The following is a 20,481-nucleotide window of genomic DNA, read 5'->3' on the forward strand; positions in this document are numbered from 1 at the left end:
AGTAATTGCAATGTCCCTTGGAAGCTTGATGCGCGGCATGCTCGCCGCTTATGCCTGTGGCGCCAGTGGCGCGGCACTTTGCGAATTCGCCCGGCCGGAGTGATCGGCCCTTTGCCACACAGGGTCGGACCTGCGCGCCGACCATCTGAACTGCAGAAACGACTCGGGGGCCTTAGCGGCCCCCGAGTCGTTTGCTCAGCGTGGAATCACCGGCTGGCGCGGCTTCTTGCCCTTGCCGGGCTTGCCGCCCTTGGCCGCTTCCTTGCGCTCCTTGGCCGCCTGCTGGTTGCGGGCGAAGGCTTCGGCCTTGGCTTTCTCGCGCTTGTCCCATGGCTGGCTGCCGTCGCTGGCGCGTGGCGGCAGGCCGGTGTGCTGGGTCAAGATCTTCTGCTCCTTGCCCACCTTATGGCTGCCGGCAGGCGTGGAGTTCTTGCGCCGCGCGCTCTGGTAGCTGTCGCTTTGCGGCTGATGCAGGGGAATCAACTGGTGCTTGCCCGGCCCGATCAGGTCGGCACGGCCCATGCGCTCGAGCGCCTCGCGCAGCATCGGCCAGCCTTTCGGGTCGTGGTAGCGCAGGAAGGCCTTGTGCAACCGGCGCTGCTCGTCGCTCTTGACGATCTCCACGCCTTCGCTCTTGTAGGTGACCTTGCGCAGCGGGTTCTTGCCCGAGTGGTACATGGCCGTGGCCGAGGCCATGGGCGAGGGGTAGAACGCCTGCACCTGGTCGGCACGGAAACCGTTGCCCTTGAGCCACAGCGCCAGGTTCATCATGTCTTCATCGGTGGTGCCCGGGTGGGCGGCGATGAAGTACGGAATCAGGTACTGCTCCTTGCCCGCCTCTTTCGAGAACTTCTCGAACATGCGCTTGAAGCGGTCGTAGGTGCCGATGCCCGGCTTCATCATCTTGTCCAGCGGGCCGCGCTCGGTGTGCTCGGGCGCGATCTTCAGGTAGCCGCCGACGTGGTGGGTGACCAGCTCGCGCACGTATTCGGGCGATTCCACCGCCAGGTCGTAGCGCAGGCCCGAGGCGATGAGGATCTTCTTCACCCCCGGCAAGGCGCGGGCCTTGCGGTACAGCTCGATCAGCGAGCTGTGGTCGGTGTTGAGGTTCTCGCAGATGCCGGGGAACACGCACGACGGCTTGCGGCAATGGCGCTCGATGTCGTGGCTCTTGCAGGCGATGCGGTACATGTTCGCGGTCGGCCCGCCGAGGTCGGAGACCACGCCGGTGAAGCCCGGCACCTTGTCGCGCATCTCCTCGATCTCGTGCAGGATCGATTCGTGCGAGCGGTTCTGGATGATGCGGCCTTCGTGCTCGGTGATCGAGCAGAAGGTGCAGCCGCCGAAGCAGCCACGCATGATGTTGACCGAGAAGCGGATCATCTCGTAGGCCGGAATGCGCTCCTTGCCGTACGCCGGGTGCGGGATGCGCGCATAGGGCATGCCGAACACGTAGTCCATTTCTTCGGTGGTCATGGGAATGGGCGGCGGGTTGAACCAGACATCCACTTCGCCATGCTTCTGCACCAATGCCCGGGCGTTGCCGGGGTTGGTTTCCAGGTGCAGCACGCGGTTGGCGTGGGCGTACAGCACCGGGTCGTTGCGCACCTTCTCGAACGACGGCAGGCGGATCACCGACTTGTCGCGGGTCATGCCCGGGCTGTCGAGGATCTGCACCACCTTGGCTTCGTTCGGGTCGTCCACCTCGCCCTTGGCCTGCTCGATGGCGCAGGCCTGAGTGTCTTGGGTGTTGACGTAGGGGTTGATGATCTTGTCGACTTTGCCGGGGCGGTCGATGCGCGTGGAGTCGATCTCGTACCAGCCCTGGGGCGTGTCGCGGCGGATGAACGCGGTGCCGCGCACATCGGTGATGCGCTCGATGGATTCGCCCTGGGACAGGCGCTGGGCCACTTCGACGATGGCCCGTTCGGCGTTGCCGTACAGCAGGATGTCGGCGCTGGCATCGACCAGGATCGAGTGGCGGACCTTGTCCTGCCAATAGTCGTAGTGGGCGATGCGGCGCAGCGACGCCTCGATGCCGCCGAGTACGATCGGCACGTGCTTGTAGGCTTCCTTGCAGCGCTGGCTGTACACCAGGCTGGCGCGGTCCGGACGTTTGCCGGCCAGGCCGCCAGGGGTGTAGGCGTCGTCGGAACGGATCTTCTTGTCCGCCGTGTAGCGGTTGATCATCGAGTCCATGTTGCCGGCCGCGACGCCGAAGAACAGGTTCGGCTCGCCGAGCTTCATGAAGTCGTCTTTGGACTGCCAGTTGGGCTGGGCGATGATGCCCACACGGAAACCTTGGGCTTCGAGCAGGCGGCCGATGATGGCCATGCCGAACGAGGCGTGGTCCACGTAGGCATCGCCGGTGACGATGATGATGTCGCAGGAATCCCAGCCGAGCTGATCCATCTCCTCCCTGCTCATGGGCAGGAATGGCGCTGGCCCGAAGCATTCGGCCCAGTACTTGGGATAGTCGTAGAGTGGCTTGGCTGCGTGCATGTCAGTCACCGGTTGGGGGAGCAGGGAAAATCGCGGGCGCGGAATATAGCACAAATTTTGAGCAAATCCGACCAGGGTCGTCGGATTTTAGGGGGTTGTTACTGGATGATCGCAGGTGCCGGCCAGAGGGCAGCCGGCAGAGTCCATGGGTATGTTCAAGGGGCGAAACACAGCCTCGGGCGCTACGCCTCGCCCCGCCAGGCCGCCGCACGTGGCTGGCACGCGGTCATTCGTCGTCGTCGAAGTTGTAGCTACCCGGCGCCAGGTTCTCGAAGCGCGTGTACTTGCCGATGAACGCCAGCCGCACGAAACCGATGGGGCCGTTACGCTGCTTGCCGATGATGATCTCGGCAATGCCCTTGTGCTCGGTGTCGGGGTGGTACACCTCGTCGCGGTAGACGAACATGATCACATCGGCGTCCTGCTCGATGGCGCCCGATTCGCGCAAGTCGGAGTTCACGGGGCGTTTGTTCGGGCGTTGCTCCAGGGAACGGTTGAGCTGCGACAGGGCCACCACCGGGCAGTTGAATTCCTTGGCCAGGGCCTTGAGCGAGCGAGAGATTTCGGAAATCTCGTTAGTGCGGTTGTCGCCCGAGGACCCCGGGATCTGCATCAATTGCAGGTAGTCGACCATGATCAGGCCGATCTCGCCGTGTTCGCGGGCCAGGCGCCGGGTGCGCGCGCGCATTTCCGAGGGGCTGATGCCGGCGGTGTCGTCGATGAACAGCTTGCGGTCGTTGAGCAGGTTCACGGCGGACGTCAGCCGCGGCCAATCGTCGTCGTCGAGCTGGCCGGAACGCACCTTGGTCTGGTCGATGCGGCCGAGCGACGAGAGCATCCGCATGATCAGCGATTCGCCGGGCATTTCCAGGGAGAACACCAGCACGGCCTTGTCACTGCGCAACACGGCGTTTTCCACCAGGTTCATGGCGAAGGTGGTCTTACCCATCGACGGACGGCCGGCGACGATGATCAGGTCGGACGGCTGCAGGCCGCTGGTCTTGCCGTCCAGGTCGGTGTAGCCGGTGGAGATGCCGGTGATGTCGCTGTCGGAGTTGAACAGCGTGTCGATACGGTCGATGGCCTTGGTCAGCAGGTCGTTGACGCCGACCGGGCCGCCGGTCTTGGGCCGCGCCTCGGCGATCTGGAAGATCTGCCGTTCGGCGTCGTCGAGGATCTCCGCGGCGTTGCGCCCTTGCGGGCTGAAGGCGTTGTCGGCGATGTCGGTGCTGATGCTGATCAGTTGGCGCAGCGTGGCGCGCTCGCGAATGATCGCGGCATAGGCCTTGATGTTGGCCACCGACGGCGTGTTCTTGGCCAGCTCGGCCAGGTAGGCCAGACCGCCGATCTGCGACGACACGCCTTCCTTTTCCAACTGCTCGTGCAAGGTGACCACGTCGAACGGCTGGTTCTGATCGACCAGCTTGTGCACGGCACGGAAGATCAGGCGGTGGTCATGCCGATAGAAATCGCCGTCCGAGACTTGGTCCAGTACCCGCTCCCAGGCGTTGTTGTCCAGCAACAGACCACCGAGCACGGCCTGTTCGGCCTCAATGGAATGGGGCGGCACCTTGAGGGCGGCGGTTTGCAGGTCGAGTTGCTCGGGGGTGCTGATCTCGTTCATGGCCACGCGAAGAATCTGGGGGGATGAAAACGACAAAGGGCACGACCTGTAGAACAGGAACGTGCCCGATGTTAACCGGCCAGGCTCACAAGGAGCCAGCCGATCGTCGCAGCTTAGGCAGCGACCACAACCACACGAACGGTGGCTTCGACGTCGCTGTGCAGGTGCACGGCAACGTCGTATTCACCGACGTGACGGATGGTGCCGTTCGGCAGACGCACTTCGGCTTTGGCCACTTCGACGCCGGAGGCGGTCAGGGCGTCAGCGATGTCGTGGGTACCGATCGAACCGAACAGCTTGCCTTCGTCGCCAGCGGTGGCAGTGATGGTCACTTCCAGCTCGGCCAGTTGGGCAGCGCGGCTTTCAGCCGAGCTCTTACGGTCTGCAGCGGCTTTTTCCAGCTCGGCGCGGCGTTCTTCGAACGCGGCCAGGTTGGTGGCAGTGGCGCTAACAGCCTTGCCGAACGGCAGCAGGAAGTTACGGCCGTAACCGGATTTGACTTTAACTTTGTCGCCCAGGTTGCCCAGGTTAGCGACTTTTTCCAGCAGGATGAGTTCCATTTGGTAAAACCTCTTAACTTTTAACCTTCACCGTTCGCAGCGTCGTCCCGCGGAGGGGGCTTGATACCACGAAAATCAATCAGGCTATCGACAATGGCCAGGACCACGAGCAACGGATACGTCAGTTGCATGAACAGCACCAGGGTGACGTACAAGCCGACCAGCCAGAATTTGGACAGTCGCTTCTGCGCTACCAGCCCATGCAGCAGGGCAATGCCCGCGAACATGAGCGGCACGCTGCACAACGGGGTCAACAGCGCTATACCGGAACCGAAACTCGGCCCGAACAGCATGCCCCCCAGCAGCAACAGTGCTGGCACCCGGTCGATGCGCACCGCTTGAAACTCGCGGCCGAACCCACCGGGGTTGTACAACGCAGCCTGCCAGTAGCGACCCAACATCAGGGCCAACACACTGATCACTTGCAACCCTGCCGCCATCAATCCGGTCAGCACCGGTGCGACGTAGCCTTCGAGCTGTGCGCGCTCCCCTACCGACAACTTCTGGTAGAGGCCGTCGAGCATCTCGGGCAAGGCTTTCGCAAGCGCCTGCGCCAGAGCTTCGATCGGTTCGCGGAACACCGAACCCAGGATCACGCCATACACCAGGCCTAGAGCGATACTGAACAACAGCACCCGACTCCAAGGCCGCTCGGCGCGCAACAGCGCCGCCAGCCCCAGCGTTCCCAACAGCACCATCAAGATGCGTGGATCGCCGAAGACCCACCAGGCCAGCGCGGGCAACAATGCCCAGGCGATGACCGAGGAAGCGTCCTTGAAACCGCGCCGCAGGAACACCAGGCTCGCAGCGGCGGCACTCAACCAGAACAGCAGCGGCAATGCCGCACAACCGACCACGACAACCGTGGCCTGCACACGACCGCGCATGATGAAATCAGCTAACGCCCGCATGCGTATCCCTTGCTACCTGTCGATGACCCGGTCTCAGCGGCCGTGGCTGTCGGTGTAGGCCAGCAGGGCCAGGAAGCGGGCGCGCTTGATAGCGGTGGCCAGCTGACGCTGATAACGAGCTTTGGTACCGGTGATACGGCTTGGAACGATCTTGCCGGTTTCGGATACGTAAGCTTTCAGGGTGTTGAGATCTTTGAAGTCGATCTCTTTCACGTCTTCAGCGGTGAAGCGGCAGAATTTACGACGACGGAAGAAACGTGCCATGTAATAGGCTCCTCAAAAAGTCCGTGGATTACTCGTCAGCGTTATCGCTGTTGTCGCTGTCGTTGCTGTCGTCGCCTTCGGCGCCATCAGCAGACTCAGGACGGTCGCGACGCTCACGGCGCTCGCTGCGGTTCTCTTCGGCCTTGAGCATCTCGGACGGGCCGGTGACGGCTTCGTCGCGACGGATGACCAGGTTACGGATCACGGCATCGTTGTAGCGGAAGTTGTCTTCCAGCTCGGCCAGGGCCTTGCCGGTGCACTCAACGTTCAGCATCACGTAGTGAGCCTTGTGAACGTTGTTGATGGCGTAGGCCAGTTGACGACGGCCCCAATCTTCCAGACGGTGGATTTTGCCGCCGTCTTCTTCGATCAGCTTGGTGTAGCGCTCGACCATGCCGCCGACTTGCTCGCTCTGATCCGGGTGGACCAGAAAGATGATTTCGTAATGACGCATGAATGCTCCTTACGGGTTAGTAGCCTGCCAGGCGCGCTGGTCAGACAAGGAGTGAATGAAACAGTGAGGCTTGCCACAAGAGCAGGCACTTGTGTACCGGCCTGCAAGGCAAGGCGCGCAATTGTAGAGAAGCCGGGTGGCACAAGCAAGGTGATTGGCGATTATTTGAACAATGAGCAAGGGCAGGCCGGTTTCGCCGAACGTCGTGGGCAAACCGAACCACCGGCTTAGCCACGACAGACCCCGAAGACCCTCTTGGTCAGCGCTTGCCCTGGCGCTGGCGTACGGCTTCGAACAGGCACACCCCGGTCGCCACCGACACGTTGAGGCTGCTGACGCTGCCGCCCATCGGCAGCTTCACCAGAAAATCGCAGTGCTCGCGGGTCAGCCGCCGCATGCCGCGGCCTTCGGCGCCCATGATCATCACCAGCGGGCCGGTGAGGTCCTGCTGATAGATTTCCTGCTCGGCCTCGCCGGCCGTACCCACTACCCACAAGCCGCGCTGCTGGAGCTTTTCCAGCGTACGCGCCAGGTTGGTCACGGCCACCAGCGGAATCACTTCCGCGGCACCGCACGCCACCTTGCGCACCACCCCGGTGAGGGTGGCCGACTTGTCTTTGGGGATGATCACGGCCGTGGCACCGGCAGCGTCGGCGGTGCGCAGGCAGGCACCGAGGTTATGCGGATCGGTGACGCCGTCGAGCACCAGGATCAGCGGCGGGGTTTCCGTGCGCTCGAGCAGTTCGTCGAGCATGGCTTCGCCCCAGACTTGGCTGGGGCTGACATCGGCCACCACACCCTGGTGCACCCCTTCGACCCAAGCGTCGAGCTCGCGGCGCTCGGCCTGGCCGACCGCCACGCGGTTTTCCGCGGCCAGGGCCAGCAGGCTTTGCAGGCGCGGCTCACTGCGCCCCTCGGACAACCAGATTTGCTTCACCCGCTTGGGATGGTGTTGCAACAGCGCCTGGACCGCGTGCACGCCGTAGATCTTTTCCAGCTGACTCATGAGGTGCTCTTGCCCTTGCGTGCGCTACTCGATTTGGCGCCATTGCCTTTGCGATGCTTGGTCTTACTGCTGGAAGCGCTGCCGCTCTTGCTCGACGACTTGCCGGCGAACTTGTCCGACTTGCCCGATGACTTATCGGACTTGCCACCGCCGCTACGCGCATCGGTCATCAAGGCTTTTTTCATTTCCCGACTTTTACGCACTTCGGCGTTGCGCTCGACCGCATCTTTGGGGAAATAGGCGTCGGACGCTTCGCTCTTGCGGCTACGCGGCTTGGGATTGGCGCGCGCGGTTTCCGTTGGCGCCGCAGGCTCGCTGGCCTTGGCGCCGGAGCTGCTGCCTTTGCTCGCCGAACCGCTGCCCTTGCGCCCGACCGGCGCATTGACCGCGGCCTCGGACATTTCGAAGTCGATCTTGCGCTGTTCGAGGTCGACGCGCATGACCTTGACTTCAATGGTGTCGCCCAGGCGGAAGCTGCGACCGGTACGTTCGCCCGACAGACGATGGTGCACCGGATCGAAGTGGTAGTAGTCGCCCGGCAGCGCACTGATGTGCACCAGGCCTTCGACGTAGATGTCGGTCAGCTCGATGAACAGGCCGAAACCAGTGACTGCCGTAATTACGCCAGGGAAGGTTTCGCCGACGCGGTCGCGCATGTATTCGCACTTGAGCCAGTTGACCACGTCGCGCGTGGCTTCGTCGGCGCGCCGCTCGGTCATCGAGCACTGCTCGCCCATCTGCTCCAGCGCAGGCTCGTCGTACGGGTAGATACGCGCCTTGGGAATGCTGGCGGCGCCTGCGCGCTTGACGTGCGGCGTCTCGACCCGCGAGCGGATCACGCTGCGGATGGCGCGGTGCACCAGCAAATCGGGGTAGCGCCGGATCGGCGAGGTGAAGTGGGTATAGGCTTCGTAGTTCAGGCCGAAGTGGCCGTTGTTCTCGACGCTGTACACCGCCTGGCTCAGCGAGCGCAGCATCACGGTCTGGATCAGGTGGAAGTCCGGGCGACCGGAAATGCTCGCCAGCAGCGCTTGGTAGTCCTTCGGCGAAGGGTCTTTGCCCTTGTGCAGCGACAAGCCCAGTTCGCCGAGGAAGGCGCGCAGCTTTTCCAGGCGCTCCGGTGGCGGACCGTCGTGCACGCGGTACAGCGACGGCACGTTGTGCTTTTGCATGAAGGAGGCGGTGGCGACGTTGGCCGCAAGCATGCACTCCTCGATCATCTTGTGGGCGTCGTTGCGCACGGTCGGACGAATTTCGTCGATCTTGCGATCATCGCCAAAGATGATGCGGGTTTCTTGGGTTTCGAAATCGATGGCGCCGCGGGTATGGCGCGCCGCCAGCAGTACCTTGTACAGCGCGTACAGGTGCTTGAGGTCCGGCAGCACTTCGCTGTATTCGCTGCGCAGCGCCTTGCCCTCGCGGGTGCGGGCATGTTCGAGCATGCTGCTGACCTTGTTGTAGGTCAGGCGCGCGTGGGAGTGGATCACCGCTTCGTAGAACTGGTAATCGACCATCTGCCCGGATTTGTTCATGGTCATTTCACAGACCATGGCCAAGCGGTCGACATGCGGGTTCAGCGAGCACAGGCCGTTGGACAGCTCCTCGGGCAGCATGGGGATCACGCGCTCGGGGAAGTACACGGAGTTGCCGCGCTGCTGCGCTTCGGTGTCGAGCGCCGAGCCCAAGCGCACATAGCTGGACACGTCGGCGATGGCCACGAACAGGCGCCAGCCGCCGGAGAACAGCCGCAGCTTGCCCAGAGGCTCGCAGTACACGGCATCGTCGAAGTCGCGGGCGTCTTCGCCGTCGATGGTGACGAACGGCAAGTGGCGCAGATCGATGCGCCGCTCCTTGTCCTTCTCTTCGACCTCGGAGCGGAACTTGCGCGCTTCCTTGGTCACTTCCTGCGGCCATACATGGGGGATGTCGTAGCTGCGCAGGGCAACGTCGATTTCCATGCCGGGGGCCATGTAGTTGCCGATCACCTCGACCACGTCGCCCTGCGGCTGGAAGCGCGGGGTGGGCCAGTGGGTGATCTTGATCTCGACGAACTGGCCGATCTTGGCCCCGCCGTTGCGCCCGGCGGTGACCAGCACTTCCTGCTGGATCTTCGGGTTGTCCGGGGTCACGTAGCCGATGCCGCCTTCTTCGAAGTAGCGGCCGACCACGCTTTCATGGGCGCGGGAGATGATCTCGACCAGCACGCCTTCACGGCGGCCACGGCGATCCACGCCGGAGACGCGAGCCAGGCCGCGGTCGCCGTCGAAGGCCAGACGCATTTGCGAGGGGCTCAGGAACAGGTCTTCGCTGCCGTCGTCGGGGATCAGGAAGCCGAAGCCGTCGCGGTGGCCGGACACGCGGCCGCAGATCAGGTCGAGCTTGTCGACCGGGGCATAGGTGCCGCGGCGGGTGTAGATGAGCTGACCGTCACGCTCCATGGCACGCAGGCGGCGGCGCAGGGCTTCGATCTGCTCTTCCCCGTCGAGGCCGAACTCCTCAGCCAACTGCTCGCGGGCCGCGGGCTCGCCGCGGTCGGCCAGGCGCTGCAGGATCAGCTCGCGGCTGGGGATGGGGTTATCGTATTTGTCCGCTTCGCGAGCGGCCTCGGGATCGAGGGATTGCCAATCGGCCATCAGAAGGGGTTCACCTTGGTATATATAGAGAAGAAGTTTGGCATAGGCGTATTGAAACTGGAAATCTCAGCCTTGGACAACCCCCTGCCGATTGACGTATGGGCCCAGGAAGGCCAGCGGAATCAACGGCTTGGAAAATTTCAAATATTTTTCGCTGCGGGGGTTTACAGGGTTCGGGAGCGTCCGTATAGTGCGCACCACAACGACGGACAGCCGACGTTGTAGTCGAGATGTACGGTGTTGTAAAGCACTAGATAATTTTGACATGTGTGCCCAGGTGGCGGAATTGGTAGACGCGCTGGTTTCAGGTATCAGTGACTTAACGGTCGTGGAAGTTCGAGTCTTCTCCTGGGCACCAAATATTCGAATCGATAGATAGCAGGTTTGTCTGTCGGTCAGCAACAGATTCACGCGGTACGCTGTAGATGAAAAGCTTTGCCCAGGTGGCGGAATTGGTAGACGCGCTGGTTTCAGGTATCAGTGACTTAACGGTCGTGGAAGTTCGAGTCTTCTCCTGGGCACCATATAAAAACCCACTAGCTTGCTAGTGGGTTTTTTCTTGTCTGCGATTTGTCATTCCTGCCCTCCCGCGTGCGGCGTCCAGCCAGTGAAGACTGGCCTGCGCCTAGGCCTACCCCCCGATCGCCTACCCTCTTCAGACGCGAATGAATTTTCTTCCATGCGGCCACTTGAGAAACGATTTCGTTTACCATTGTTTCCAAATATGTTGCCGTAAGCGAGGAAAGACCCGCATGACGATCCGTTCGAATTCGCTGATGCGTACCCTGGCCGCTGCCGTACTGGGCCTGGCCATCGGCGCGCCAGCCGCCATGGCCGCCGACCCGGTGACCTTGACCCTGTACAACGGTCAGCACAAGGAGATCGGCGAGGCCATCGCCAAGGCCTACGAGGCCAAGACCGGCATCCATATCGATATCCGCAAGGGCAGCAGCAACCAGCTGGCCAGCCAGATCATCGAGGAAGGCGACCGCTCGCCAGCCGACATCATCTATACCGAAGAATCCCCACCCCTGAACAACCTGGGCGAGTTGGGCCTGTTGGCCAAGATCGACCCCGCCACGCTGGACATGCTGCCCAAGGAATACGTCGCCGCCAACGGCACCTGGATGGGTGTGACCGCGCGTACCCGTGTGGTGGTGTTCAACCCCAAGAAGATCGACGAGAAAGACCTGCCCAAGTCGGTGATGGACTTCGCCAACCCCGAGTGGGACGGCCGCGTCGGCTTCGTACCCACCAGCGGTGCGTTCCAGGAGCAGGCAGTCGCCATCCTCAAGATGCACGGCCGGGAAGCGGCCGAAGAGTGGCTGACCGGGCTCAAAGCCTTCGGCAAGACCTACACCAACAACATGGTCGCGCTAAAGGCCGTGGAAAAAGGCGAAGTCGCCGCCGTGCTGGTCAACAACTACTACTGGTATGCCCTGGAGCGCGAGCGCGGCAAGCTCGATTCCAAGCTGTATTACCTCGAAGACGGCGACGCCGGCGGCCTGGTGACCATTTCCGGCGCGGCAGCGGTCAAGGCCAGCAAGCATCCCAAGGAAGCCCAGGCATTGTTGAACTGGATGGCCAGCGAAGAAGGCCAGCGGGTCATCACCCAGACCACCGCCGAATACCCGCTGCACAAGGGCATGGTCTCCGACCGTGGCCTGAAACCGTTCGAAGACCTGCGCCCGCCGAAGATCACCCCTGCGGACCTGGGCAATGCCGAAGAAGCGCTGGAACTCGAGCGTGAGGTCGGTCTGCTCTGATGACTGCCGCCCTGCCTACCCGCGCCACCCTGCGATACGTACCGCGGCGCAAGCGCCCTTCGATCTGGGTGGTGCTGCCTGTACTGTTCTTGGTGGCGATGAGCCTGTTGCCGTTGCTGTACGTAGCCATCAAGGCGTGGGAAGCGGGTTGGCAGGAGGCGCTGCACCTGCTGTGGCGGCCTTTCGTCTGGGGGCTGCTGCGCAATACCCTGCTGCTGCTGGCAGGCGTCACCGCAGTATGCATCGTGGTCGGCATGGCCCTGGCCTGGCTGCTCGAACGTAGCGATCTGCCGGGCCGGCGCCTGTGGGGCGTGGTGCTGTGCCTGCCGTTCGCGGTGCCGTCGTTCGTCAGCAGTTTCACCTGGGTGTCGCTGAGCGCCGATTTCGAAGGCCTGGGCGGGGCGATCTTCGTGATGGCGCTGTCCAAGTACCCGCTGATCTTCCTGCCCGTGGCGGCCACATTGCGCAACGTCGACACCTCGCTGGAGGAGTCGGCGCGCACCTTGGGTTGCAGCCGCTGGGGCGTGTTCTTCAAGGTCACTCTGCCGCTATTGTGGCCGTCGATGCTGGGTGGTGCGCTGTTGATCGCACTGCACATGCTGGTGGAGTTCGGTGCGCTGTCGATTCTTGGCCTGCAGACCTTCACCACGGCGATCTACCAGCAGTTCGAACTGGAATTCAGCAACGCCAATGCCGCCATGCTCTCGGCCGTGTTGCTGGCGCTGTGCCTGATCATGCTCTGGCTGGAACTGCGGGTACGCGGCAAGGCGCGCCACGTGCGCATCGGCCAAGGTGTCGCGCGCCGCGCCGCGCCGGTGCGGCTCAAGGGTTGGACGCCACTGGCACAGTCGTTTTGCCTCGGCCTGGCAGTACTTGGCAGCGGCATTCCGCTGGCGATGCTGGGCTATTGGCTGAGCATCGGCTCCTCCGCGGCCTTCCCAGTGGCGGAGATCGGCAAGGCACTGCTGACCTCGCTGTCGGTGTCGCTCGGTGGCGCGGCGTTCTGCGTGCTGCTGGCACTGCCGATCAGTTTTCTGGTGGTGCGCTATAAAGGCCGCTTGGCGATCTGGGCCGAGCGCCTGCCGTACCTGCTGCATGCCCTGCCGGGCTTGGTGATCGCGCTGACCCTGGTGTTCTTTGCCCTGCACTACGTGCCGGCGCTGTACCAGACCACGGCGCTGCTGATCCTGGCCTATGCCCTGCTCTTCCTACCATTGGCCCAGGCGCCGGTGCGCACGGCGTTGAACAAGGCTTCGCCGACCCTGGAGGAAGCCGCGCGCACCTTGGGTGCCAGTAGCTTGAGCGCATTCTGCCGGGTGACCCTACCGATCATCTTCCCGGCCCTGGCCGCCGCCTTCGCCCTGGTCTTCCTCGACGCCATGAAAGAGCTGACCGCCACCCTGCTCCTGAGCCCCACGGGCATGACCACCCTGGCCACCGAGGTATGGGCGCACACCGCCAACGTCGAGTTCGCCGCTGCGGCGCCTTATGCGGCGTTGTTGATCGTGGTGTCGGGGTTGCCGGTGTACCTGCTGACCACACGGATGTACCTGAACAGGGCCTGATGGTCCGACGCTAAGCGCCACGCGTTCAAATCTCCTCCCTCGCAACGTTCGAGACGGCCAGACCGCCTCGAACGCCTGCGCACCTCAAGCCTTGAACTGACCGAGGCTGGCCCGCAACTGGCCTGCCAGGTCGTCCAGCACCTTGCTGCTGGCGGTGGTCTGCATCACCACCGCTGCCGAACGCTCGGCCTGCGCATGGATGGTCTCCACCCGTCCGCGCACCGCTTGCGCACCATTGGCCTGTTGTTCGGCCGCGCGGGTGGCCAGGCCGATGGCGGCGTGCACCTGCTCCACCGCTGTCTGCACCGATTGCTGGCGGCGCTCGTTCTCACGCAGCACCAACAGGCCTTCGCTGGCCTTGATGCCGGCCTGCCCAATGGTGGCCACGGCTTCCTTGGCACCCTTCTGCAATGCAACGATGTGCGCCTGGATATCGCCTGTGGAGCTCTGCGTCTTGCTCGCCAGGGCACGCACCTCGTCGGCCACCACGGCGAAGCCACGCCCGGTCTCGCCGGCACGGGCGGCTTCGATGGCCGCGTTCAGCGCCAGGAGGTTGGTTTGCTCGGCGATGCCATGGATCACCGTCAGCACCACTTCGATCTGCTGGCTCTGCTGGGCCAGGCGCTCGATCACCTGGGAGCCGGTGTCCACCTGCCCCGCCAGATTCTCGATCAGGCCGGCCAGTTGCGTGGAGCTGCGGCTGTTCTCGTCGGTGGCCTGGCGAATGTCCACCACCTGCTGCAAGGCCGCTTGCATGGCCTGGCTTTCCGCCTGGGCCTCGTCGGCCATGCTCGACAGGTCGCGCAGGCTGGCGGCCACCTCGTCGCGCTGCAACGCGGCGGCCGTGTCGGCACCCGCATTGCGCTGGGCCATGGCATCGATCTCGACACCGGTACGTTGTGCGACGGCGCCCGCCTCGCGCACGATCGGTTGCAGTTTGTCGATGAAACGGTTGACCGCCGAGGCCATGTCGCCCAGCTCGTCGCGGCTGTCGAGCGGCACGCGACGGGTCAAGTCGCCCTCGCCGGCGGCCAGGTCGTCGAGCGCGGCGATCAGCAACCGCACCTTGCTCAACACCCGACGGCCCAGCACCACAGCCACCAGCAACAACACGCCCAAGCCAATCACCGCGAGCGTCAGGCCGATGCGCCAGCGCAACTCGCTGGCGGCCTGGCGCACCGACTCGGCGGTGCTGGCCTGCATGGCGGCGGCACTGGCCTGGGCTTTTTCCAGACGCTGGCGCAGTACGTTGCCGCTGTCCGAGGCCGCGCCGGCCAGGCTTTCTTCGACCAGTTGGCCGCCGCTGCCGATCAAGGCGGCGAAACGCTGGTCGAGGGCCTTGAGTTCGTTGTCGATGGCGGCCGTGGACACCCCCATCAGCACCTTGCCGATCTCGACGCCGTTGGGGTTGATCGAAGCCTCGACGAAATACACCGCAGGGTCGCGACGCGCCGCCTCCAGCACCTTGTCCAGCGCGCGCTCGCCCTGGCCCTTTTCCAGCAACGCCTGATTGATCGGGTTCTGCCGGTTGAGGTAGCGGGTCAGATGCTGGCCCTGGGCGTCGTCGTAGATCACGAACAGCACGTTGGGGTTGCGCTGCGCGCGCCGGGCGAAGTCCGACAGCACCGGTACGTCGTTGTCCCAGATCGCCCGCGGCGCCACCGAGGCGAGCAATTGCGCCATGTCGTTGGCCGACTCCTTGAGGTTGTTCTCCAAGGTGGTGCGCAACTGCTGCTGTTCGCTCTGCAAACGGGCAGACAAGCCGGCGCTCAGCCGCTGCCGGGTGCTGTCGGACAACCCGTCCAGGCCCGAGCGCACTTCCTGCCCGGCCTGTTGCAGCTCGTTGGCCAGCTCGCGGCTGTCGTCGCCGAAACGCTTCTCCAGGTCCGACTCCAGCGAGGTGACGGTGCTGCGGGTCAGCACCACCGCGACCAGCACCTGAACCAGCAAAGCGATACCCAGAGCAACAAACACAGGCCGCAACAGGCGGCTTCGTAACAATGAAAGGATGGCAGACACGGCGTAACCCTCGTGTTTCTGGCGCCACTATTTTGATGGCATCGACAGAAATTTCTTACAGCAAGGGTTATGCCGTTAACGGCGTCGTTTACGCGAAGGTCTAAGGCTTGTCTGAAAAGCCGCCTCGGTCTTCGTCGGCCCGGGATTTACCGGCAGATACGAAAACGCCGCGCCCCTTTCGGGAGCGCGGCGTCTGGTCGATCAGCCGAGGCGGATCAGGCGAACGGATGGCGCAGCACGATGGTTTCGTTGCGGTCCGGGCCGGTGGAGATGATGTCGATCGGCGCGCCGATCAGTTCCTTGATGCGGGTGATGTAGGCACGCGCATTGGCTGGCAGGCCGTCGAGGCTCTTCACGCCCAGGGTCGACTCGCTCCAGCCCGGCAGCGTCTCGTACACCGGCTGCAAGCCGATGTAGCTGTCGGCGTCGGTCGGCGCTTCGATCACAGCGCCTTCGGCGTTCTTGTAGCCCACGCAGATGTTGATGGTTTCCAGGCCGTCCAGCACGTCCAGCTTGGTCAGGCAGATGCCCGAGATGCTGTTGACGTCGATGGCGCGACGCAGGATGACCGCATCGAACCAGCCGCAACGACGGGCACGGCCGGTGGTGGAGCCGAACTCGTGGCCGCGCTTGGCCAGGGTGGCGCCGGTGTCGTCGAACAGCTCGGTAGGGAACGGACCGGAGCCGACGCGGGTGGTGTAGGCCTTGGTGATGCCGAGGATGTAGTCGATGTACATCGGGCCCACGCCGGAGCCGGTGGAGATGCCGCCGGCAGTGGTGTTGGAGCTGGTGACGTAGGGGTAGGTGCCGTGGTCGATGTCGAGCAGCGAGCCCTGCGCGCCTTCGAACATGATGTCCTTGCCGGCACGGCGCAGGTTGTGCAGTTCGGCGGTGACGTCGAGCATCATCGGCTTGAGCTGCTCGGCGTATTCCATGCACTCGTCCAGGGTCTGCTGGAAGTCGATGGCCGGCTCTTTGTAGTAATTGACCAGCTGGAAGTTGTGGTAGTCCAGCAGTTCCCCGAGCTTGGCGGCGAAACGCTCGCGGTGGAACAGGTCGCCCACGCGCAGGCCGCGGCGCGCGACCTTGTCTTCGTAGGCTGGGCCGATGCCACGGCCGGTGGTGCCGATCTTGGCTTCGCCACGGGCTTTTTCGCGAGCCTGGTCAAGGGCAACGTGGTAGGCCAGGATCAGCGGCGCGGCCGGGCTGATGCGCAGACGCTCGCGCACCGGCACGCCCTTTTCTTCGAGCTTGGTGATTTCGCGCATCAGCGCGTCGGGTGCGACCACCACACCGTTGCCGATCAGGCACTGCACGCCTTCGCGCAGGATGCCCGAAGGGATCAGGTGCAGGACGGTCTTCTCACCGTCGATCACCAGGGTGTGGCCTGCGTTGTGGCCGCCTTGGTAGCGCACTACGGCAGCGGCGTGTTCGGTCAGCAGATCGACGATCTTGCCTTTGCCCTCATCACCCCACTGGGTGCCCAGGACGACGACATTCTTACCCATGATACTTGTCCTCATTCGCAAACTTGGTGCCGGCTACGGCCGACGCAGAAACTAAAGGGCGAGCGGCAGTACCTGCCAGTGCCCGTCTTGCTGAATCAATTGCCGATCGCAGTCGGCCTCCACCGCCGCGCTCAGCGGCTGGCCCGGCAGGGCCTGGACCACGCGCTGGCCCTGACCACGCAGTTGGCAGACCTGCTGCCAGAGCCCGGCGTCGTTGCTGTCGGGCATCCAGATGCCACCGCTGGGCAACTGCACCTCGGCGCGACCCAAGGTCACCAGGGTCTTGAGGTCGGTGGAAAAGCCCGTGGCCGGACGGGCGCGACCGAAGTCGGCGCCGATGTCGTCGTAGCGACCGCCTTGGGCGATGGACTGGCCCACGCCCGGCACGAACAGCGCGAACACCACACCGGTGTGGTAGTTGTAGCCGCGCAATTCGCCGAGGTCGAAGTACAGCGGCAGGTCCGGGTAGCGCGCGGCCAGACGATCGGCGATGGCGAGCAGGTCGTCGAGCGCCGCCAGTACGCTGGCCGGGGCACGGCCCAGGCGCACGCGCGCTTCGTTGAGCACTTCGCGGCTGCCGCACAGCTCGGTGAGGGCGCGCAGCATGGCGCTCAGGTCGTGCGGCAGGCCGGTGGTCAGCACGTGCACTTCATCGACCGCCTTGCGTTGCAGGGCATCGAACAATTGCTGCTCGACCGCGCCGGACAACCCGGCGGCACGCGCCAGGCCGCGGTAGATACCGACGTGGCCGAGGTCCATGTGCACATCGGCGACGTCGGTCAGTTGCAACGTGGCGAGCATCAGGCTGATGACTTCGACGTCGCTGGTCGGGCTGGCATCGCCGTACAGCTCGGCGCCCAACTGGATCGGGCTGCGCGAGGTGGACAGTGCGCGTGGCTGGGCGTGCAGCACGCTGCCGGCATAGCACAGGCGGCTGGGGCCTTCGCGGCGCAGTGTGTGGGCATCGATGCGCGCCACCTGCGGGGTGAAGTCGGCGCGGAAGCCCATCAGGCGACCGGACTGAGGATCGACCACCTTGAAGGTGCGCTGATCCAGGTCCTGGCCGGCGCCGGTCAGCAGCGATTCCAGGTACTCGATATGGGGGGTGACGACCAGTTCGTAACCCCAGCTCTGGAACAGGTCCAACACCTGGCGGCGCGCGATTTCGATGCGCGCCGCTTCAGGTGGCAGGACTTCCTCGATGCCATCTGGCAGAAGCCAGCGGTCTACCGTTGCCATGACGCCATTTCCCCTCTGGTCCGGGCGGTCTGCCCGTGGGCAGCCTTGATTGAAGCAGGCGTTGGCGCACAACAGCGGGCAGCACTGAGCCCAGCGCTGCCACCGTACCAACGACCCTGTGAATACGTTGCGCCTTGACGAAACAGGCCCGGCGCGTAACGCGAATGGACCTTGCAGACGCAAAAAAGCCGGGAATTTCCCGGCTGCCCGATCATACACCCCTTTTCATTCGGGATGCACCCCGCCGGGCGTTTTAGCTGCCCGGCGGAGGTGGATCGCTTACGGCTTGCTCTTGTCCAGGTAGCGGAAGAACTCGTTCTTCGGGTCCAGGACCAGCACGTCGCTCTTGCTGGAGAAGCTTTCGCGGTAAGCCTGCAGGCTACGGTAGAACGCATAGAAATCGGCGTTCTGGCCATAGGCCTTGGCGTAGATGGCGGCCGACTGGGCGTCGCCATCACCACGGGTTTCTTCCGCTTCGCGGTAGGCTTCGGCCAGCAGCACGCGGCGTTGGCGATCGGCGTCGGCACGGATGCCTTCGGCCAGCTCGTTACCCTTGGCGCGGTGCTCGCGGGCTTCACGCTCACGCTCGGTGCTCATGCGGTCGAACACGCTGCGGTTGACTTCCTTGGGCAGGTCGATGGCCTTGACGCGCACGTCGATGACTTCGATACCCAGCTCCTTGTTGGCCATCCGGTTCAGCGAGGCGGTGATGTCGGCCATCAGCGCGTCACGTTCACCGGACACCACTTCATGCAGCGTACGTTTACCGAACTGGTCACGCAGGCCACTTTCCAGACGACGCGAAAGACGCTCGTCGGCGATCTGCTTCATACCGGAGGTGGCGGTGTAGTAACGCTCGGCATCCTTGACCCGCCATTTGGCGTAGGCGTCGACCATCACGGCCTTCTTCTCGAGGGTCAGGAAGCGCTGGGTGGGGGCGTCGAGAGTCATCAGGCGGGCGTCGAACTTGCGCACCTGGTTGACGTACGGCACCTTCACATGCAGGCCAGGCTGGACATCGGCCTGGACTACGCGACCGAACTGCAGCATCACCGCACGCTCGGTTTGCGCGACGATGTAGAAGCAGTTCCAACCGACGATGACGACCACCACGAGGGCGATCAGGGCGAACAGCGATTTATTGCTCATCAGCGGCTCTCCCTGGTGCGTGGCGCCTGTTGTTGCGATTGCGAGTCCTGCGCGGCACGGGCCGCAGCGGCGTCGTTCGACGACGACGCACTGGCCGAGGTGCTAGGCGCGTTGCGGCTGCCTTCGACCATCTTGTCCAGCGGCAGGTAGAGCAGGTTGTTCTGCCCGTCCTTGGTCGAGATCAAGACCTTGCTGGTGTTGCTGTAGACCTCTTGCATGGTTTCCAGGTACAGGCGCTGACGGGTGACGTCGGGGGCCTTGTTGTACTCGGCGACCAGCTTGGTGAAGCGGTCAGCCTCACCCTTGGCGCGGGCGATGACTTCGTCGCGGTAGCCGTTGGCGTCCTCGATGATGCGCTGCGCCTGACCACGGGCCTCCGGCACCACGCCGTTGGCGTAGGATTCGGCCTGGTTGCGGGCGCGTTGCTCGTCTTCGCGGGCGCGGATCACGTCGTCGAAGGCTTCCTGCACTTCGCGCGGGGCTGCCGCGCTCTGTACGTTGACCTGGGTGACGGTGATGCCGGTGCGGTAGGTGTCGAGGAAACGCTGCAAACGTTCGCGGATGTCCACGGCCATCTGTTCACGGCCTTCGGTCAGCACCTGGTCCATGGAGGTCGAGCCCACCACGTGGCGCAAGGCGCTGTCGGTGGCATGTTGAAGGCTGATCTCGGGTTGGTCGACGTTGAGCACGAAGTCCTGCAGGTTGGAGATCTTGTACTGCACGGTCAGCGGCACCTCGACGATGTTCTCGTCTTCGGTGAGCATCTGCCCCTGCTTGGTGTAGGCCCGCTCGCGCGTGACGTTCTCCATGTACTTGCGATCGATCGGCGGGAAGTAGATGTTCAGGCCAGGCCCCACGGTTTCGTGGTACTTGCCGAAGCGCAGCACGACGGCCTGCTCCTGCTCGTCGACCACGTACACCGCGCTGTACAGCCAGATGGCCGCCAGCACGGCCAGGCCGATGCCCAACAGGCCCAGGCCGCCACCCTTGCCGGCGTTGCGGTCGCCACCGCCACCGCCACTGCGTTTCTTGCCGCCAAACATGCCATTGAGGCTGTCTTGCAGCTTGCGGAAGGCCTCGTCGAGATCCGGTGGTCCCTTTTTGTCGCCACCGCCGCCGCCGCCACCGCGTCGACCGCCCCAGGGATCTTGATTGTTCGAGTTGCCACCCGGCTCATTCCAAGCCATAGCGCTCTCCATCTGATAAAGCAAAGACGCGCCCACGGCGCGCCGGCCAATGCTACAGAATGCCTGATATCACTGCCCGAACACTGCCTCGGGC

At 63.8% G+C, this 20,481-nt stretch carries 15 protein-coding genes and 2 tRNA genes; 4 read left to right on the forward strand and 13 right to left on the reverse strand.

What is annotated here, in order from left to right; all coding sequences use genetic code 11:
- Positions 1-195: 195 nt before the first annotated feature.
- The 8 genes from B4M43_RS08405 to rnr form a co-directional block, all read right to left on the reverse strand.
- Positions 196-2,502, reverse strand: a complete 2,307-nt coding sequence (locus B4M43_RS08405; protein WP_296266001.1) for a YgiQ family radical SAM protein — start codon at positions 2,500-2,502, stop codon at positions 196-198.
- Positions 2,503-2,728: 226 nt separating this feature from the next.
- On the reverse strand, positions 2,729-4,126 hold the full coding sequence (gene dnaB / locus B4M43_RS08410; protein WP_296266003.1) for a replicative DNA helicase: 1,398 nt from the start codon (positions 4,124-4,126) through the stop codon (positions 2,729-2,731).
- A 113-nt stretch (positions 4,127-4,239) separates the two neighbouring features.
- Positions 4,240-4,686, reverse strand: a complete 447-nt coding sequence (rplI, locus tag B4M43_RS08415) for a 50S ribosomal protein L9 (protein WP_296266005.1) — start codon at positions 4,684-4,686, stop codon at positions 4,240-4,242.
- A gap of 20 nt (positions 4,687-4,706) precedes the next feature.
- Positions 4,707-5,597, reverse strand: coding sequence for a hypothetical protein (locus tag B4M43_RS08420; RefSeq protein ID WP_296266008.1), 891 nt, complete (start codon positions 5,595-5,597; stop codon positions 4,707-4,709).
- A 33-nt stretch (positions 5,598-5,630) separates the two neighbouring features.
- On the reverse strand, positions 5,631-5,861 hold the full coding sequence (gene rpsR, locus B4M43_RS08425) for a 30S ribosomal protein S18 (protein WP_101315965.1): 231 nt from the start codon (positions 5,859-5,861) through the stop codon (positions 5,631-5,633).
- Positions 5,862-5,889: 28 nt separating this feature from the next.
- Positions 5,890-6,315: a 30S ribosomal protein S6 gene (gene rpsF, locus B4M43_RS08430; protein ID WP_209864913.1), complete on the reverse strand. Its 426-nt coding sequence runs from the start codon at positions 6,313-6,315 to the stop codon at positions 5,890-5,892.
- Positions 6,316-6,574: 259 nt separating this feature from the next.
- Positions 6,575-7,321 carry a 23S rRNA (guanosine(2251)-2'-O)-methyltransferase RlmB gene (rlmB, locus tag B4M43_RS08435; RefSeq protein WP_296266018.1) on the reverse strand — a complete coding sequence of 249 codons (747 nt, stop codon included), beginning with the start codon at positions 7,319-7,321 and terminating at the stop codon, positions 6,575-6,577.
- Positions 7,318-9,954, reverse strand: coding sequence for a ribonuclease R (gene rnr / locus B4M43_RS08440; RefSeq protein WP_296266021.1), 2,637 nt, complete (start codon positions 9,952-9,954; stop codon positions 7,318-7,320). The genes rlmB and rnr overlap by 4 nt, the downstream gene beginning before the upstream one ends.
- A 271-nt stretch (positions 9,955-10,225) precedes the next feature.
- Between rnr and B4M43_RS08445 the strand changes: the two genes are divergently transcribed.
- The 4 genes from B4M43_RS08445 to B4M43_RS08460 all read left to right on the forward strand — a co-directional run bounded on the left by B4M43_RS08445 (position 10,226) and on the right by B4M43_RS08460 (position 13,285).
- A tRNA-Leu gene (locus B4M43_RS08445) sits at positions 10,226-10,312 on the forward strand.
- A gap of 79 nt (positions 10,313-10,391) precedes the next feature.
- Positions 10,392-10,478 (forward strand) — tRNA-Leu (locus B4M43_RS08450).
- Between the two features lie 228 nt (positions 10,479-10,706).
- On the forward strand, positions 10,707-11,720 hold the full coding sequence (locus tag B4M43_RS08455) for an extracellular solute-binding protein (protein ID WP_296266023.1): 1,014 nt from the start codon (positions 10,707-10,709) through the stop codon (positions 11,718-11,720).
- Positions 11,720-13,285 carry an ABC transporter permease gene (locus B4M43_RS08460; protein WP_296266024.1) on the forward strand — a complete coding sequence of 522 codons (1,566 nt, stop codon included), beginning with the start codon at positions 11,720-11,722 and terminating at the stop codon, positions 13,283-13,285. Before B4M43_RS08455 ends, B4M43_RS08460 begins: the two co-directional genes overlap by 1 nt.
- 84 nt (positions 13,286-13,369) lie before the next feature.
- Here B4M43_RS08460 and B4M43_RS08465 read toward each other — a convergent pair whose 3' ends face one another.
- From B4M43_RS08465 to hflK, 5 genes are all read right to left on the reverse strand, one after another.
- Entirely contained in the window at positions 13,370-15,304 is a 1,935-nt protein-coding gene (locus B4M43_RS08465; RefSeq protein WP_296266027.1) for a methyl-accepting chemotaxis protein, read from the reverse strand.
- A 215-nt stretch (positions 15,305-15,519) separates the two neighbouring features.
- Positions 15,520-16,812: an adenylosuccinate synthase gene (locus tag B4M43_RS08470; RefSeq protein WP_296266029.1), complete on the reverse strand. Its 1,293-nt coding sequence runs from the start codon at positions 16,810-16,812 to the stop codon at positions 15,520-15,522.
- A 51-nt stretch (positions 16,813-16,863) separates the two neighbouring features.
- Positions 16,864-18,051, reverse strand: a complete 1,188-nt coding sequence (locus B4M43_RS08475) for an ATP phosphoribosyltransferase regulatory subunit (RefSeq protein WP_296266032.1) — start codon at positions 18,049-18,051, stop codon at positions 16,864-16,866.
- 279 nt (positions 18,052-18,330) lie between these two features.
- Complete coding sequence (gene hflC, locus B4M43_RS08480; RefSeq protein WP_296266034.1) at positions 18,331-19,200, reverse strand: protease modulator HflC; 870 nt, start codon at positions 19,198-19,200, stop codon at positions 18,331-18,333.
- On the reverse strand, positions 19,200-20,387 hold the full coding sequence (gene hflK, locus B4M43_RS08485; protein ID WP_296266036.1) for an FtsH protease activity modulator HflK: 1,188 nt from the start codon (positions 20,385-20,387) through the stop codon (positions 19,200-19,202). The genes hflC and hflK overlap by 1 nt, the downstream gene beginning before the upstream one ends.
- Positions 20,388-20,481 lie beyond the last annotated feature (94 nt).

It is taken from the genome of Pseudomonas sp. UBA6562 (genome assembly GCF_002434265.1).
Classification (GTDB): domain Bacteria; phylum Pseudomonadota; class Gammaproteobacteria; order Pseudomonadales; family Pseudomonadaceae; genus Aquipseudomonas.